Consider the following 15,362-nt stretch of genomic DNA (forward strand, 5'->3'; position numbering starts at 1 on the left):
ACAACCCTAATAAACGGGGTTGCTCTTGCGGATCATATTTGATTAGACGTAAAATGAATCGCAAAGGTTTCGCAAGAAGTTAAAACCGCGCGGCCGCCTAGCTTTCAGTGCCGCTGTCCTGCTGCATCAGCGAGACTGATCGCTGCGGAGTGAAGGTCGAGATCGCATGCTTGTAAACCATCTGTTGGCGGCCTTCACTATCGATGATGATGGTGAAATTATCGAACGCGCGGATGACCCCCCGGATTTGAAAACCATTCGTCAAATAGACGGTCACGGGAATGTTTTCCTTGCGAAGCTGGTTCAAAAATGTGTCCTGGATATTGATCGATTTGTTCATCATGGGCCCCCTCAATGAATTAGCGTTCGATGTTTAACTTATCTGCTATTATAGCATGAACTTCTTTCAAATGGGCAGAAAAATTCCCCAGTTCACTAACATCTACCCACTGGATTTCTTTCATGTGACGAAACCAGGACAGCTGACGTTTGGCAAATCGGCGTGTGTCCCGCTTAAGCAGTTGCACCGCAGCATCCCATGACAAAAGGCCTTCCAGATAGTAGATTATTTCCTTGTATCCGAGCCCCTGCATAGATATGTAGTCTTTGCCGTAGCCCTTCTGGAGCAGGCCCTCCACTTCTTCGACCAAACCTTCCCCGATCATCTGATCGATGCGCTCTTCAATTCGTTTATATAGTAAAGCTCTATCCATTGTCAACCCGATAATACATAGTTCGTAGGGTGATTGCTTTTTTTGTACCTTGAGCCGCTCAGATAGTGATTTTCCTGTTAAGTGAAAAATTTCCAATGCCCGGATGACGCGCCGCTGATCATTGGCATGCAGCCTCTCCGCTGTTTCTGGATCAATCTTCCGCAGCTTCTCGAGCAGCGCGTCAGGGCCGAATTGCTCGGCGTAGCGCAGCTGTTCTGCCCGGAACCCCTCATCCGAGCCCACTTCGCTAAATTCGAAGCCGTAGCATACGGATTCAACGTAAAGCCCGGTACCTCCGACAAGAAAGGGCAGTTTGCCACGGGCATGAACGTCCAGAATACACTCGCGGGCACGTTCCTGAAATTCAGCGACCGAAAACGGATAATCGGGATCGTGGATATCAATCAAATGGTGCGGAACCCGCTCTCTTTCCTGGAGGTTTGCTTTGGCCGTACCGATATCCATCCCCCGGTACACCTGCATGGAATCACCTGAGATGATTTCCGCATCATACTCTTCCGCCAATTCAAGGCTGAGCCGTGTTTTTCCTACCGCGGTAGGGCCTACCAAAACAAGCAGCTGCGGCTTGTCCAAAGCCTGTGTCACAGTCGTATCACTCCGTACGCTATTTTCGTGGTGGACCGGTGCACTTCAGTGACGCCCAAGCGTGCAAATTCTTTGCTGTCGCGGTGTTCCTTCAACACAATCGTTCGCCGCGCAACCCGCACAGCCTCACGAATGGTGGCTTCAGACACCGCCCTGGGATCAGCCAGCCCTCGTATGGCACCGATCGAATTCGATTCCTGGATAGGCTTGCGGAACATTGGATCAAAGTAGATCACATCAAACGCCTTGTCAGGCTGTTTCCGCAAAAAATCGTAATGATCCGCCTGCTGTACTTGAATTCGACGCATAGCCTCGTTCATGCCGGGAATATCGGAGTGATATGCGCTTAGGCCATGCTGAAGCAGCAGGTAAGGGATCGCCTGGCTTTCCAACGCGACTACCTCTCCTTTGCTCCCCAGTGCAAAGGAATAAACAATCGCATCGGAACCGAGTCCCGCCGTACAATCCAGCACGCGGTCGCCGCATTTGAGCCGAGACAGCTCAATCAATGTGTCCGGTTCGCCGTTCAGCAGCCGTTTCACCCGGATGGCCGCAAGGCTTGGATGAAAAAACAGCACCGGCTGCTGCTCCTGATAATACTCTATTCGCTCCTTGGATACAAGCAGGATGCTTGTGTCATCATATCGTTCGCTGATCCGGGAAAGCGATTGCCGCCTGCGTGCCACAGGGCGAACCGGTTCCGCTATTTCCGGTAATTCCCTAAGCTGCCGCACCAGGCATTCAGCTAGTGCCACCTGCTCGGGGCCCGGATCATAGGAAGTTGTTACCAGCAACTACATCACCCTTTTAAACATTTTTTCCAGCTCGTAGGTGGAGAAGCTGATTACAATAGGGCGCCCATGAGGACATGTATAAGGATTGCGGCAGGCTGCCAACCGGTCCAGCAGCGCCTCGATCTCCAGCGTACTCAAGCCCTGATTGGCCTTGATCGAGGCCTTGCAGGAGCACATAATCGCAGCCTTTTCGCGGAGCTTTCCAAGATCAATTGTTTTACGCTCGGTTAGCAGCCACTCGATCATTTCCTCCACTAACGCTTTTTCCTCTCCTGGCGGAAACCAGTGCGGATACGCCCTGACCAAATAAGCATTGCCTCCGAACGGTTCCATATATACTCCTGCCTGCTGGAGCACCGCTATCTTATCCTTCAATCGCTCCGCCTCGGAAGGGGTGAACTCAACTGTAATCGGCACAAGCAGCTCCTGGCTCGCTTCTGCCGGTTGACCGAACTTCTCATAGTAGTACTCATAATTGATTCGCTCATGCGCAGCATGCTGGTCGATCAGGAACAATCCCTCTTCGTTTTGCGCGATAATGTAAGTCCCATGCATCTGTCCTATCGCAGACAACCTTGGAAACGCCGGCAGTGAAGGCGTGTCCCGTTCCCCGCTCACATGGAGCGCGCGCACCACCTCCTCGCCGGCTACCGCCCGATTTGGCGTGCTTCTTTCCCGCTCCGCGCGTGCACGCGCATCGACACTGTGAGAGCCTCGGGCGTCGGCGGAAGTACTGCTGCTTCGGTGCTCGCTGCCGCCTGTTGTGCGATAGTCTGCGAGTCGTGCCGCATCGTCGGTTCCCGCTGCGGAGCCAGCATCTCCCGGGCGGCCGCCATAGCTGTCAAACAAGCTTCTCTCGTCAGCCGCCGTGCTATTCGGATGACTGCCGCTGCCGGCTGCGGCTGCCGTCTCGTCGGCCGTACTGCGTGCGCTCGCAGCCGAGCGGTCTCCCGCCGGTTGATGAGGAGATGCGGGAAGGTTCGCCGATGCGAGCCCCGCAGCCGTGGCAGTCTGTGGCGCGTCGGGGCGGTAAAGCTCCATCTGTTCCTGGATCAACGGCTGCTGCTTCGTTTTCTCGCCCATGCCGGGAATCAGAACTTGCCGGTTCAACACACGCCGCACCTGCTGCTCCACAAACTGAATCAGCTCCTGCTCCTTGCTGAATCTAACCTCCAGCTTGGCAGGATGCACATTGACGTCGACCAGCGTGGGGTCCATGCGGACGTGAACCGCCGCTACCGGAAAACGGTTGATCGGCAGTAAGGTATGGTATCCCTGCAACAGCGCGTGGATCACTGTGTAGTTGCGGATATAACGTCCGTTGATCACGGTTGAAATGCCGTTGCGGTTGGCGCGGGTCGTCTCCGGCTTACCTATGAATCCGCTGATCGAATAATCGAGATGCTCTCCTTCGATTGGCAGCATCGATTTCGCAACCGCGGAGCCGTAAATAGCAGCAATGACCTGCAGCATATCCGAGTTCCCAAGAGTTTGAATCAGCAGGTTGCCGTTATGCTTCAACGTGAAGGCGATGTCGGGGTGAGCGAGCGAGAGCCTGTAAATATAATCCGACACATGGCCTAACTCGGTTTGCACGGTTTTCATGTATTTCAACCTTGCGGGCGTGTTGAAGAAAAGATCGCGCACCTGAATATCCGTGCCCCGTTGGGCGGCCGTGTCTTCACACGTTTTTACCGCACCCCCCTCCATCACCAGCCGATGGCCGAGCCCGCTCTGTTCGGCGGACGTGACACAAGTCACTTTGGACACCGCTGCAATACTCGGCAGTGCTTCGCCGCGGAAGCCTAAGGTACGAATGGAAAACAAATCCTGACTGCTCGCAATTTTACTTGTCGCATGGCGAAAAAAAGCGGCCTCACAATCATCCCGCTCCATACCGCTGCCATTATCGATGACCCGAATTAATCCCAGGCCGCCTTCCTCGATCATGACATCGATCCGAGTACTTCCTGCGTCAATTGCGTTCTCTACGAGCTCCTTGACAACGGAGGAAGGGCGTTCCACCACTTCCCCTGCCGCTATTTGATTGGCGATGTGCTCATCCAAAACCCTGATTTTTCCCATAAAACCGCTCCTTATCAGGACACCGTTAACGCGAGCTGTCCTTCGTTGTCTGACCATTGCAGCTGTGGAAAGCTGGCGCTGACGTTCGCCATATTGACGTAGCTTATGCCATCCTTCAGCAGCAGGTCGCCGGTGGCCTGCTGGAACGTATGTGCAGCGCCGGCCGCAGCGAGATCAATCGCTTGGGCTTGTTCATTCCAAGCAATTGTCCCGCCCAGCAGTGCGCTTAGCACGCGCGAGGGAATGTACACGCCGTTCTCCCGCACCACGTTCATCTCATCATCCACCGCGATACCGTTGACTTTTACTCCTCTTTCATCCACCACCAGGCTGACCTTGCCAATTCCCGCCTGCTGCAGCGCAGTCACCAACTGCGGCACTTCGCCGTCAACTTCTATGTCCGGCGCTATTCCGACGTTATTGACCTTACGCATGTTTGGAGTTAAATACTCTTCGATCGTAATCTTCAGCGCGCCCCCACCGGTGAGGGGAAACAAGGTCTGCACGCTTCCTTTGCCATATGTCTTCATACCGATGACCTTCGCTGCGGCGTTGTAGTCCTGCAGCGCACCCGTTAAAACCTCGGAAGCACTGGCACTGTATTCGTTCACCAGAATGTACACCGGAAACGGCTGTGTCGTTCCATCGGCAAATTTGACAGGATGGTCCACGTTATCTTTATCCTTGGTATGGATCAAAATGCCTTCCTTCACAAACAGCCGGGCCATATTGACGGCCGTGTCCACGATTCCTCCGGGATTGTACCGCAAGTCCAAAATAAGGCTGTTGATGCCGCTCTGTTTAAGCTCTGCCAGCTGCGCAGCCGTCAACTCGTCCGCATCGGATGAGAAGCTAGTTACCCGGATGTAACCAATGCCAGGATCGAACTTTTTGTGTGTTACGACGGGGAGCTGGATCGTTTGGCGCGTCATCTCGAGAACCACGCGCTGTGCACCCCGCTGCACGGTGACGGAGACCGGAGTACCTTCGGGACCGATTATTTTGTTCGTCACCTCGTCGATGTTTAACCCTGTGACCGGCTCCCCGTTCACTGCGGTAATCATATCATCCACCTGCATACCCGCTTTTTGTGCGGGGCCGTCAAATACTTCAGACACATATACGCCGTCAGGCTGCTCGAGTACCCGGATTCCCACGCCGACGTAGTTATTTTGCAAAGAGCCCTCAAACTTTTTCAGCTCCTCTGCGGAGAAGTACACTGTATACGGATCATTCAATGATTGAACCATGGACTGGATGGCAACGTCCGCCAAGCGCTCCGGGTTAGGATTAGCCACATGATTCTGCTGAAGCAGATTCATTACCTCCTCAATGCGCGCCGACTCGGTATCCGCTGCGACAGCCGCGATGGAAGAGGACGCAGGCGGAAAAAGCAGTGTAAAACTAAGTACAACGGCAGCAGTGCGCCGCCATATTGCCGGGTGGCCATGTGATTTCATAATGTTGTTCCTTTCATCTCAAAAGAGCGTTGTAATGAATGACTTAAGACAATTGCTTTTTCAAGTCGAACAAAAAATTCATCGCCATCATCGGTGTCATGTTCATTAAGTCGGCTGCTTTTAGCTGCTCCAGCAGTTTTTCGCTGCGGGAGTCTTCTTTTTTGTTCGGGCGTGCGGCAACGGGCTCCTTCTCTTGAAAAAAGCTGAGCTGGACGACGGCGTCCTCCTTCACCTGTTCCGGCGGTGGCTCAGAGGAGCGTTTGTGAAGGCCCAAACCGGTGCTCTGCTCTGCCGCCTCAGCCAGAGATTCGGCCACGCGGTCCAAGCTGTCCGGCGTGTTCGCCGACACGAGTGCGCCCGCCGGCGATGACTGCATGTTGGTGACCTCGTCCGGGTGCAATGCGGCGTGATCCGGCGCTATATCCGGCTGTGCGGACGCCGGCCGCTCCTGTCCCAGCCAATCGGCCCGAGGCAACGATGACTGCATGTTTGCACTAGTGTCCTGGTGCGATGCGGTGCGATTGGACTGAGCGTCCAATTGACCGGCGGTCGACCGCTCCTCCGCGATCCGTTCCGCGCGGGCTTCAAACGCGGTTAGCAGTTCGTACGAGCGGTCAATGATGTCCGCCGGTAACCCGGCAATTTGCGCGCAGTAGATGCCGTAGCTCGTGCTGGCCGCCCCGGGCACCAGCTTGCGGAGAAATGTCACTTGCCGACCGCTTTCTTTTACCGCCATGCAGTAATTTCGCAGTGAACCGAGCGTCTGTTCCAAATGCGCCAATTCATGAAAATGGGTGGAAACCAATGTCTTACAGCCCACTTCGTCATGCAGATACTCGATCACCGCCTGCGCGATCGCCATACCTTCCCCGGTGGACGTACCACGGCCGAGCTCGTCGATGATGACCAGGCTTTTTGAGGTTGCCTTCTCGGTCATCACTTGAATATCCATCATTTCTACCATAAACGTACTCTGCCCGCCGATGAGATCATCGGCTGCTCCGATTCTCGTAAAAATCCGGTCAAGGATCGGCACGCACGCCTTGGCAGCGGGAACGAAACAGCCGATTTGAGCCATCAGGCAAATAATTGCCACCTGCCTCATGTATGTACTTTTGCCAGCCATGTTGGGCCCCGTGATCAGCATCATGCTGCCGTCCTGCGGACTCAGTCTCGTCTCGTTGGCGGTAAATGCGCTGTCTGCCATCACAGCCTCGACCACAGGATGGCGGCCTTCCTCAATATGAAGCTCAAAAAAATCACCGATCTGCGGCCGGCTGTACCGGTTGGCGGCGCTGACGGACGCCAGCGACTGATACACATCCACTGACGCGATCTGCTCAGCCAGCTGCTGCAGCCGCAGAATGTGGGAGGACAGCCTGTCCCGCAGCTGGATGAACAGTTCATATTCGAGATCCACCATCTTCTCCTGAGCTTCGAGGATGAGACCCTCTTTCTCTTTCAATTCCGGCGTCACAAAACGTTCCGCATTGGCGAGCGTCTGCTTGCGCTCGTAGCGCCCTGGCTCCAGTGAGGACAGGTTCGCTTTGGTCACCTCGATGTAATAGCCGAACACCTTGTTATAGCCGATCTTCAGCGACTTCACGCCGGTACGCTCACGCTCCTGCCGCTCCAGCTCGGCGATCCACTGCTTACCGCTCGTGTCGGCCTCCCGGAGCTGATCCAGATAGGCGTGGTAGCCCGCCTTAATCATACCGCCGTCCCGCACCGAGACGGGCGGCTCGTCCACGATGGCGTCCTCGATCCACGCCATGACATCCTGGCACGCGTCCATCCGTGCCGCCAGCTGCTGCAGCGTCGTGGAGCCCGACGCCTCGCACACCTGCTTCAGCGCCGGCACCTGCTGAAGCGAGCTCTTGAGCGCGACCAGGTCACGTGCGTTGGCGCTGCCATAGGCAATTCGCGCCACCAGCCGTTCCAGGTCGTACACTTCCTTCAGCGACTGCCTCAGCTCGTCGCGGATGATGAGCTGGTGGTACAGCCTGTCCACCGCCTCCAACCGCTCTTCAATCGCCCCGGCACTCATGAGCGGCTTCTCGATCCACCGGCGCAGCAGCCTGCCGCCCATCGCGGTCACGGTTCGATCCAACAGCCACAGCAGACTCCCTTTCTTGGCGCGGTCCCTGACGGTTTCGACCAGCTCCAAGTTGCGGCGGGTAAACGGGTCCATGATCATATATTGCTTCTGTTCATAAACGCGGACATGTGTGATATGCCCTAACGATCGCTTCTGTGTCTCGATCAGGTAGGCCATCAATTGCCGGAGGCACGCCTCGGCGCCAGCGGGCAGAGCGGCCAGTTCGTCGTCGGAGAAGTACTCGCGCAGCGTTAGCGGGGCTGTGCCGTCTTCCCCCGCCCTGGGGGTCATCACAATCGAAGCTGCCCAGCCAGAGGCATATTCACGTACCCGCTGCAGCAGCTCTGGCGCAGCCACAAGCTCCGACGGATGGTACACGTTCATCTCATCGATGACAAGTGTGAGTGTACCGTCCAGCCTGGTGACGAACAGCTCTCCCGTGGAAATATCACACGCCGCAAAGCCAAAACTGCCGTCTGTGGCTTCCACCACCGAGACAATGTAATTATTTTTTTCCCCAAGCGAGCGCTCGTCCATCACCGTTCCCGGCGTTACAATACGGACAACCTCTCGCTTCACCACGCCTTTCGCGGCAGACGGGTCTTCCACCTGCTCGCAGATGGCAACCTTAAATCCTTTCTCTACCAGTCGGGTTATGTAATTATCCGCCGAATGATGGGGGACGCCGCACATCGGTATTCGCTCGTCCGCTCCCCCTCCCCGTCCTGTCAATGTAATTTCCAACTCTTTTGCAGCCTGTATCGCATCGTCAAAAAACAGTTCGTAAAAATCGCCCAAACGGAAAAACAAAAAAGCATCCTGTACTTCCGCCTTGATGGCAAGGTATTGCTCGATCATCGGCGTATAAGTTGCCATGCCTGAATCCAACCTCCAACTGCTGTGCTCTATCAATCTATTAACCATAATTAGTGCTTCCAGCTTGCATACTATGTGTAAAACTTTGAAAACTATGTGCAATTGCCTGCAGTACCGCATGAAAAAGGTGCCTAAGCTGGCCAGAAGCAGCTGGCGGCACGGCTTTGGCGGCAAGCCAGCAAGTGGGCCTGCCGCCGCGTAATCCCAGTCTTTTCTCTCATGTTTTACCGGCTATCATGCGTGCGCTCAAGCGAGCGGCGGTCGACCGGTGACAGCATATCCGCTGTGGCCCGTCAGCCGGCTAAGCGCTGATGGCGCTGTTTTGCCTCTCTTGCCAGCCGTCTTCCTTCTACTATACTCGACAGCACCAGCCGTGTTCCTCTATTATATCAGAAACGATTAGACGATTCTTCTTTTCTCGCAAAAGGCCCTATCGCCCACTGCTCACGTATGTCCGCCTGCTCATTCCACGCTTCCGCTCGCATCAGCATCGTCTGCAGCGGAGCGATGTACTTCTTATAGCGATGATAATCGGAAAGCCTCAGTACATCTGACAACAGTGAAGGAACCAGCGGCCGAATGAACGCTTTATCGCCCGAGTAATATGCTTTCTGCAGACGAATCTGGTTTAACGGCCGGGCAGACAGAAGAGAATAGTGATCAGCCACCAGCTTTGCTAGGGCCAGAACACCGTGTGCCAGCGTTGGCGATACCATCCAGCTCGGCAGGACACGGTACTCGAAGCCGCCATGCGACTGCCGCCGAAAGTCTCCGAGGAAGCCGTACTTCGGTTTCCTGAGTCCAGTGGTAGTATTCTCCAACAACACTAGTGGCAGTGCCAAATAATTGTCCAGGGCTCGCAGCAGCTCGCCGTTCAACCACACACCGCTGAAATGAATGTGCCCGCCGAGCGGAAAACCATGCACAGGCATGCCGCCGGCCAGCCATGCGAGACCGGTATCCGGTATCGTTAAGCGAGCGAGCTTCATCGTATGCCGCAAATTGGCAACCAGTTCGCCAACCTCCCGGCTTGGCTCGGGTCTAAGCTCCACCAGCGGGTACACTTTGCGAAACCCTGGAAGCACTATTGCATCGCAGCCGACCGGCCCGGCTCTCTCCATAAAACGCGAAGCGAAAGCTACTTTGCCCCGCTCATCCCGCAGCACAAATTCCGGGTCCGCGCCGAGCATCGCGTCTGTCTGCTTCGGCAGCGTTGCCAGCTCCTCTGCGAAGCGTCGCATCGCATCTGCAAACAGTTCCGCCAGCCGCGGCGTCAGGATCGGTACGGCTTGCAGCTCCAATACGACCAGCTCCCCTTCCGGCCGCACTCCGATGCGCACGACACCGTAATCGAGCCCGAGCGCGTAAATCGCCTTCACCGCCTCCCGCTTCGCGCGAGCCGCGTGATAGGGCGGCGTTTCCACGTTCATTTCCTCAAATTCAGTTTTTCCCTTAGGCTGGAACGGATTCAGAGCGCCGTAGAACACGCCGGCGGCTTTCTTGAACAGCGCAAGAGCCTGCAGATGAAACACGGGGATCAAATACTCGTGAGTGAGGCGCAGCTTGTCAGGCGCCGCGCTGAAGCTGACGCCGTGCAGCCGCAGTATTCGCTTGAGCGTTCGGGGGGCCTCGGCTCTAACTATACTGTCAACAGGCTGAAGCACACGACGTCCAGGGCTATCCTTGTGGCCACTGCCCCAATGAATGCACACCACATCCTGCCCGAGTGAAGGATAGTGGTTGCCATGAGGCAAGGCCAAGCGTTCCAGCAGCAAATGCAGTGTCGGTTCGTTTGAATGAAGCAGCCATACAGCCATACGGTCCAAATATTACACCTCCGTTCGTTTCCGATCATTGTTTCATAGCGGCGTTATGAAAAAAACTGCGTTATACACAAAAAAGAGGGCTAACGCCCCCTGCCGAAACGAACTTTTCGACATATACTGTAAGCAGAGATCAGCTCAATTCTTCATCAAACAGATCGGTATCAAGATCCTCGTAGTCACCTTCATCCGCCTGTTCAAAGTCAACGTCCTTATCGTCGTAATGATCGCATCCGTTCGGGCATACCACAACGCATACTTTTGTTTCGGCGATCATTTCGACTTTGAATTCACGTTCCACCCGGATAATGACTGTGTTACCATTATGGGAGATGTTCGCTTCCACGCAGTTTGGCTCCTGCGTGGCGACAGCCGACACTTCAGATGTGGACGGTCTGTGCTTCTTATCCAAATAGGAAAGCTCGACCGACTCCACGTAAGATATCGTCTCTTTCGCCACATCGGTTTTGGTATTTTTGTCATAAGAATACCAAATATTGATGTCGTAGGTGCCAACGATCTCCACGTGATCTCCCGATTTCACCGCATCGTACTGGTTGTTGATAATCCACGCACCCAAAATACTCGTTGGAGCATGAGGCGGAGTGACCGTGTTCGTTACTTGTGAGAATTTCCGTCCTTTGCCACAGACAGCCTTCGTATAGATCTCTCTGCACTGCAAATCTTTATCTAATGACATCCTGTTCAACCTCCTCCATACAATCATTCATTAAAATTGTATGCAGGACATTCGTCTAGGGTGACAAATATTTTCACAGAGCAGTCATTTTGTTGGGCAGATTGATTCTCTCACGAATCCGTCTGCTCTTTGTCCTGTGCAGCCGCAGCCAAATAAGTTTTTAACTGTACCAACAGCTGCAGCAGCGCGGAACGCACTTCGAATTCCTCCCTAGTGGCCGGCAGTGGCATTAGCTTAAATTCCCGTTCCAATGCGTCCAATGTTTTTGCCGCACGGCCCGTACAGTCGCCCCCCTTGACGTCCTCGCTCAACTCGTCAAACACTGCGGCCAGACGCTCACCGTGCGGTAATGTTTCATACACCTGCGCCACGCATTGAACCATTCTATTAATCGAATCCAGCTGTTGGCGCCGCATGTAAAAATATACCGCCCATGTCGTATCTTCGCCAAACAGTGCGTTTTCTTCGGACCGCTGGGCGCCGCGGAGTCCTCGCTGAATAATATCGCCTGCCTCAAGCAGCTCACTTCCGCTCCATATGTGTTTGGTATCTTTCAGATGCGTGGCAATTTCGCTGAAGATGGTAGAAAAGCAGCTTTCCAACCTTTCCCTCAGTTCAAGCAGATGCTTGTCCTGTCTCGGCATATAAATGATATTGATTAATGTCGCTGTGCCTAGCCCGATCACCAGCAGCGCAACCTCGTTCAGCAGGAGTTCCGCACTAAGCTGTTGCGCGGCGAACAGATGAAACATGACTACCGATCCGGTAACGGCGCCGTCTTTCAAATCAAGCCGTGCCAACAGTGAAAATAAAAGAAGTATGTACAAGCCGGCAACCCACAAGTAAAAACCGAACCACCAGAATAAAAACGCTGCCAGGAGCAGCCCCAGCAGTGAGGCGGCAAGCCGTTGAAACGAGGTACGGAGCCCTCTTTTCTTCGTGACATCCACCCCAAGGATTGCCAAAAGACCGGTGGAGTGCGGCGAATGCAGACCGAGCGCTTGTGCCAACGAGATAGCAACAATCACGGCAGCAGCTGTTTTTATGATGCGGATTCCCATATTTTGTCCCTCTTCACAAGTTGTGTAATCCTATTTTAGCTGTTCGGCATTCGGCTCACAACAAAATTCGAGTTATTTTTAAGCCCCTGCGCAGGGTTAAGAGGATTGTCCTGTTTCACCTTAGAAAAAAACAAACGCAGCAAAAGCTCCAACACATTTCTAACCTTTCACTATTTGCTTATTTTTTGGAAATCAGTTTCCATTCAAGATACGCGACAGCCTGATACATGAACGTGGCGAATACCGCAATCAGCATCACACTGCCTATGACAAGCGTGAAATTAAAGACCTGGAAGCCGTAGATGATCAAATAGCCCAGCCCGTGCTTGGAAACCAGAAACTCCCCAACAATTACGCCTACCCAGGACAGGCCGACATTCACTTTCAGGGTGGAAACAATGGTAGGATAGGTGGCTGGCAGGATCGCCTTTAGAAACACCTGCGCTCGGCGTCCTCCGAACAGCCTGATGACGCGCTCAAAATTCGGATCGACATGTCTGAAACTATTATACACCACTAGAATGGTAATGATCACCGTTAAGGAGAGCGTAGTGGCGATGATTGACAACAGACCCGGACCGAGGGCGACGATGAACAGAGGACCTAACGCCACTTTAGGCAGACTATTGAGAACCACGATGTAAGGGTCCAACACCTTCGACAAAAATGGAAACCACCAAATTAAAGTGGCAACAGCCGTACCGATCAGCGTGCCAAGCGCAAATCCAACTATAGTCTCCAGAAGAGTGACTTCAACGTGAATAAACAGTGAACCATCAATAATTTTGGTATAGAGCAGGTGGAACACTCTGCTTGGAAAACTGAATAACAGCGCATCAATCCACTGCAGCCGCCCCGCGACCTCCCACAGAGAGAGAAATACGACAAATATTGCGATTTGCGTCAGGCGAACTCGGAAGGTGTCCTTGCGTTCGAAGGTTAAGTAGCGCTCGTATTCCCGCCGTGCCAACAATTCAACGGCGGACCCCGCCTCCCGCTCACGGTTCTTACCGGCGTGGAAAGAAGCGGCATTGCCTTCCTTATCCATTAGCGGTCTCTCCTCTCACATCCATCTCATGGAAAAAGCCCCACAGCTTATGAAACAAATCGTGAAATCCGGGCTTCTCGCGCGCTTGAAAGGGCAGTGTTTCTCGGATCGCGGCCGGCACATCCACAAAGGCCTTGATCCGCCCGGGGTTGGGCTGCAGCACTACGATACGGTCGCTCATCGCAATCGCTTCGGTGATATCGTGCGTCACTAGAATGGCTGTTTTATTGCGCATCCGCAACGTGATCGCTACCAAATCTTCCAGCTGCAGCTTGGTCTGGTAGTCCAAAGCGGAGAACGGTTCATCCAACAGCAATATGTCCGGTTCCGTGGCAAGCGTGCGCACCAGCGCAACACGCTGGCGCATTCCGCCTGACAGTTGATGCGGATATCTATCTGCAAATTCGGATAGTCCCATGTCGTGGAGCAGCTCGAGGACTAGCTCTTTCGCGGCCGAATCGAGCTTCCCCATCAATTCAAGTCCCAGTGAGGCATTCTCATAAATAGTGCGCCAGGGGAACAAGTAGTCCTGCTGCAGCATGTAGCCTACTCTGGAAGTTGGATACTCGATAGGCTCGCCGGCCACACGGACGAGTCCGGCTGTCGGTGTCAATAGCCCGCTGATCAATGACAGCAGTGTCGTTTTACCGCATCCGCTCGGCCCAATCAAGCTCACGAATTCACCCTGAGCCACCTGTAGACTAATCTCTTCCAGAGCGGGGAACGCACCCCGACTGTTGACATACACGTGAGAAACCCCTTCCAGTTCCACCGCTACCGCCGCGCTCGCTCGCATGGATAATTCCCTCCTTCTCACAGAAAAAAGACCAAACGGAAACCGACGCCGGTTCCCGCTCCGTATCTATGGCTAACACATTCTTCCACGTGTCATCTGCCGGCTTGCACGTTCTATTTCACCGATTCCTTCGCTTTTTGAGCAAATTCATTGTTCACAAGTGTCTTATAGTCGGCGCGCTGCTGCAGTTCGCCTGCCCCTTGCATGATGTCGAGCAAATTGTTCCATTCCGCCTCGTCGACGATACCGTCAGTGGCGAAAGAGCCTTGGTCTCTATAACGTTGAACGGAGCCCATAATTACTTCCTTTTTGGTGTCGGGAAAATAAGACGCAATGGAATCCGCAATCTCCTCAATACTCGCCGTTTGCACCCAATTCTGCGCTTTCTGCAGCGCATTGGTGAATTTTTCAATCGTTACGCCGTTTTTATCGATGAAGCTTTTCTTGGCCATAAATACTGTATAAGGAAGTTTCCCGCTTTCTACACCGAAGGAAGCGATGACGTAACCTTTGCCCTCTTGCTCGAACACAGTGGCCGTCGGCTCATATAGCTGTACATATTCCCCTGTTCCGGACGCAAACGCGGTAGCAATGTTGGCATAGTCAATGTTTTGTATCAGGTTTAAGTCCTTGTGCGGGTCTATGCCGTTCTTTCTCAGTGCAAATTCCCCTGCCATCTGCGGCATGCCGCCTTTGCGCTGGCCGAGAAATGTGGTTCCCTTCAAACTGCTCCAGTCGAATGGGCCCTCGACCTTGTTGCGTGATACCAGAAACGTTCCGTCCGTCTGCGTCATCTGAGCAAAATTGACGACGGGATCGCCGCTGCCCTGCTGTTGTACATAAATGGACGTTTCCGAACCCACCAAAGCGATGTCGATACCACCGGATAACAACGCGGTCATTGTTTTATCGCCGCCAGGCGTTGTGGTGAGCTCCACATCGAGCCCCTGTTCCTGAAAATAGCCCTTGGTAATCGCGGCGTACTGCGGGGCATAGAATACAGATCTCGTCACTTCTCCGATTCGCACCTTCGCGGTTTCCTGCATGCTGCTCGGCGAACACGCGGGTATAATTAAACACAATATTAACAATCCCGTGACGATAACGCTCCATCTGCGTCTGAACATGGGCACGTCCCCCGATCCATTGAGCTTGCTTTGCTGTGATAGACTATGCAGTAGCTCGAAAAAGGGTTAATGCAATAGTAAGGTGTGTGAGGCTTCACACGGGGGCATCATACTTGGCTGAGGGCCAGTCGCGGTATGCATGACCGGCGCGGCGAAAACTTTGCATTGCAAGGCC

At 53.9% G+C, this 15,362-nt stretch carries 12 protein-coding genes; all 12 read right to left on the reverse strand.

All coding sequences use genetic code 11. The annotated features are described in order from the left end of the window. Positions 1 to 97: 97 nt before the first annotated feature. Positions 98 to 340, reverse strand: coding sequence for an RNA chaperone Hfq (gene hfq, locus CBW46_RS05465; RefSeq protein ID WP_089198995.1), 243 nt, complete (start codon positions 338 to 340; stop codon positions 98 to 100). Between the two features lie 19 nt (positions 341 to 359). Further along, on the reverse strand, positions 360 to 1,319 hold the full coding sequence (gene miaA / locus CBW46_RS05470; protein ID WP_089198996.1) for a tRNA (adenosine(37)-N6)-dimethylallyltransferase MiaA: 960 nt from the start codon (positions 1,317 to 1,319) through the stop codon (positions 360 to 362). Next, on the reverse strand, positions 1,316 to 2,113 hold the full coding sequence (locus CBW46_RS05475; protein ID WP_089198997.1) for a class I SAM-dependent methyltransferase: 798 nt from the start codon (positions 2,111 to 2,113) through the stop codon (positions 1,316 to 1,318). The genes miaA and CBW46_RS05475 overlap by 4 nt, the downstream gene beginning before the upstream one ends. Beyond that, positions 2,114 to 4,198 carry a DNA mismatch repair endonuclease MutL gene (gene mutL / locus CBW46_RS05480; RefSeq protein WP_089198998.1) on the reverse strand — a complete coding sequence of 695 codons (2,085 nt, stop codon included), beginning with the start codon at positions 4,196 to 4,198 and terminating at the stop codon, positions 2,114 to 2,116. A 14-nt stretch (positions 4,199 to 4,212) separates the two neighbouring features. After that, positions 4,213 to 5,658 carry a S41 family peptidase gene (locus tag CBW46_RS05485; RefSeq protein ID WP_089198999.1) on the reverse strand — a complete coding sequence of 482 codons (1,446 nt, stop codon included), beginning with the start codon at positions 5,656 to 5,658 and terminating at the stop codon, positions 4,213 to 4,215. 43 nt (positions 5,659 to 5,701) lie between these two features. After that, positions 5,702 to 8,632 (reverse strand): DNA mismatch repair protein MutS, encoded by a 2,931-nt coding sequence (gene mutS, locus CBW46_RS05490; protein ID WP_089199000.1) that lies wholly within the window; start codon positions 8,630 to 8,632, stop codon positions 5,702 to 5,704. A 389-nt stretch (positions 8,633 to 9,021) separates the two neighbouring features. Beyond that, positions 9,022 to 10,449 (reverse strand): putative amidoligase domain-containing protein, encoded by a 1,428-nt coding sequence (locus tag CBW46_RS05495; RefSeq protein WP_089199343.1) that lies wholly within the window; start codon positions 10,447 to 10,449, stop codon positions 9,022 to 9,024. Between the two features lie 139 nt (positions 10,450 to 10,588). Then, positions 10,589 to 11,155: an outer spore coat protein CotE gene (locus CBW46_RS05500; RefSeq protein WP_089199001.1), complete on the reverse strand. Its 567-nt coding sequence runs from the start codon at positions 11,153 to 11,155 to the stop codon at positions 10,589 to 10,591. Positions 11,156 to 11,265: 110 nt separating this feature from the next. Beyond that, a complete protein-coding gene (locus tag CBW46_RS05505; RefSeq protein ID WP_089199002.1) occupies positions 11,266 to 12,216 on the reverse strand; it encodes an aromatic acid exporter family protein in 951 nt (316 codons plus the stop codon). Between the two features lie 178 nt (positions 12,217 to 12,394). After that, on the reverse strand, positions 12,395 to 13,264 hold the full coding sequence (locus CBW46_RS05510) for an ABC transporter permease (protein WP_089199003.1): 870 nt from the start codon (positions 13,262 to 13,264) through the stop codon (positions 12,395 to 12,397). Then, the gene (locus CBW46_RS05515) at positions 13,257 to 14,060 is read right to left on the reverse strand and encodes an ABC transporter ATP-binding protein (protein ID WP_089199004.1); all 804 of its coding nucleotides are present in this window, start codon (positions 14,058 to 14,060) and stop codon (positions 13,257 to 13,259) included. The genes CBW46_RS05510 and CBW46_RS05515 overlap by 8 nt, the downstream gene beginning before the upstream one ends. 113 nt (positions 14,061 to 14,173) lie before the next feature. Then, positions 14,174 to 15,187, reverse strand: coding sequence for an ABC transporter substrate-binding protein (locus CBW46_RS05520; protein WP_089199005.1), 1,014 nt, complete (start codon positions 15,185 to 15,187; stop codon positions 14,174 to 14,176). Positions 15,188 to 15,362 lie beyond the last annotated feature (175 nt).

This window comes from Paenibacillus xerothermodurans (genome assembly GCF_002220865.2).
Classification (GTDB): domain Bacteria; phylum Bacillota; class Bacilli; order Paenibacillales; family NBRC-103111; genus Paenibacillus_S; species Paenibacillus_S xerothermodurans.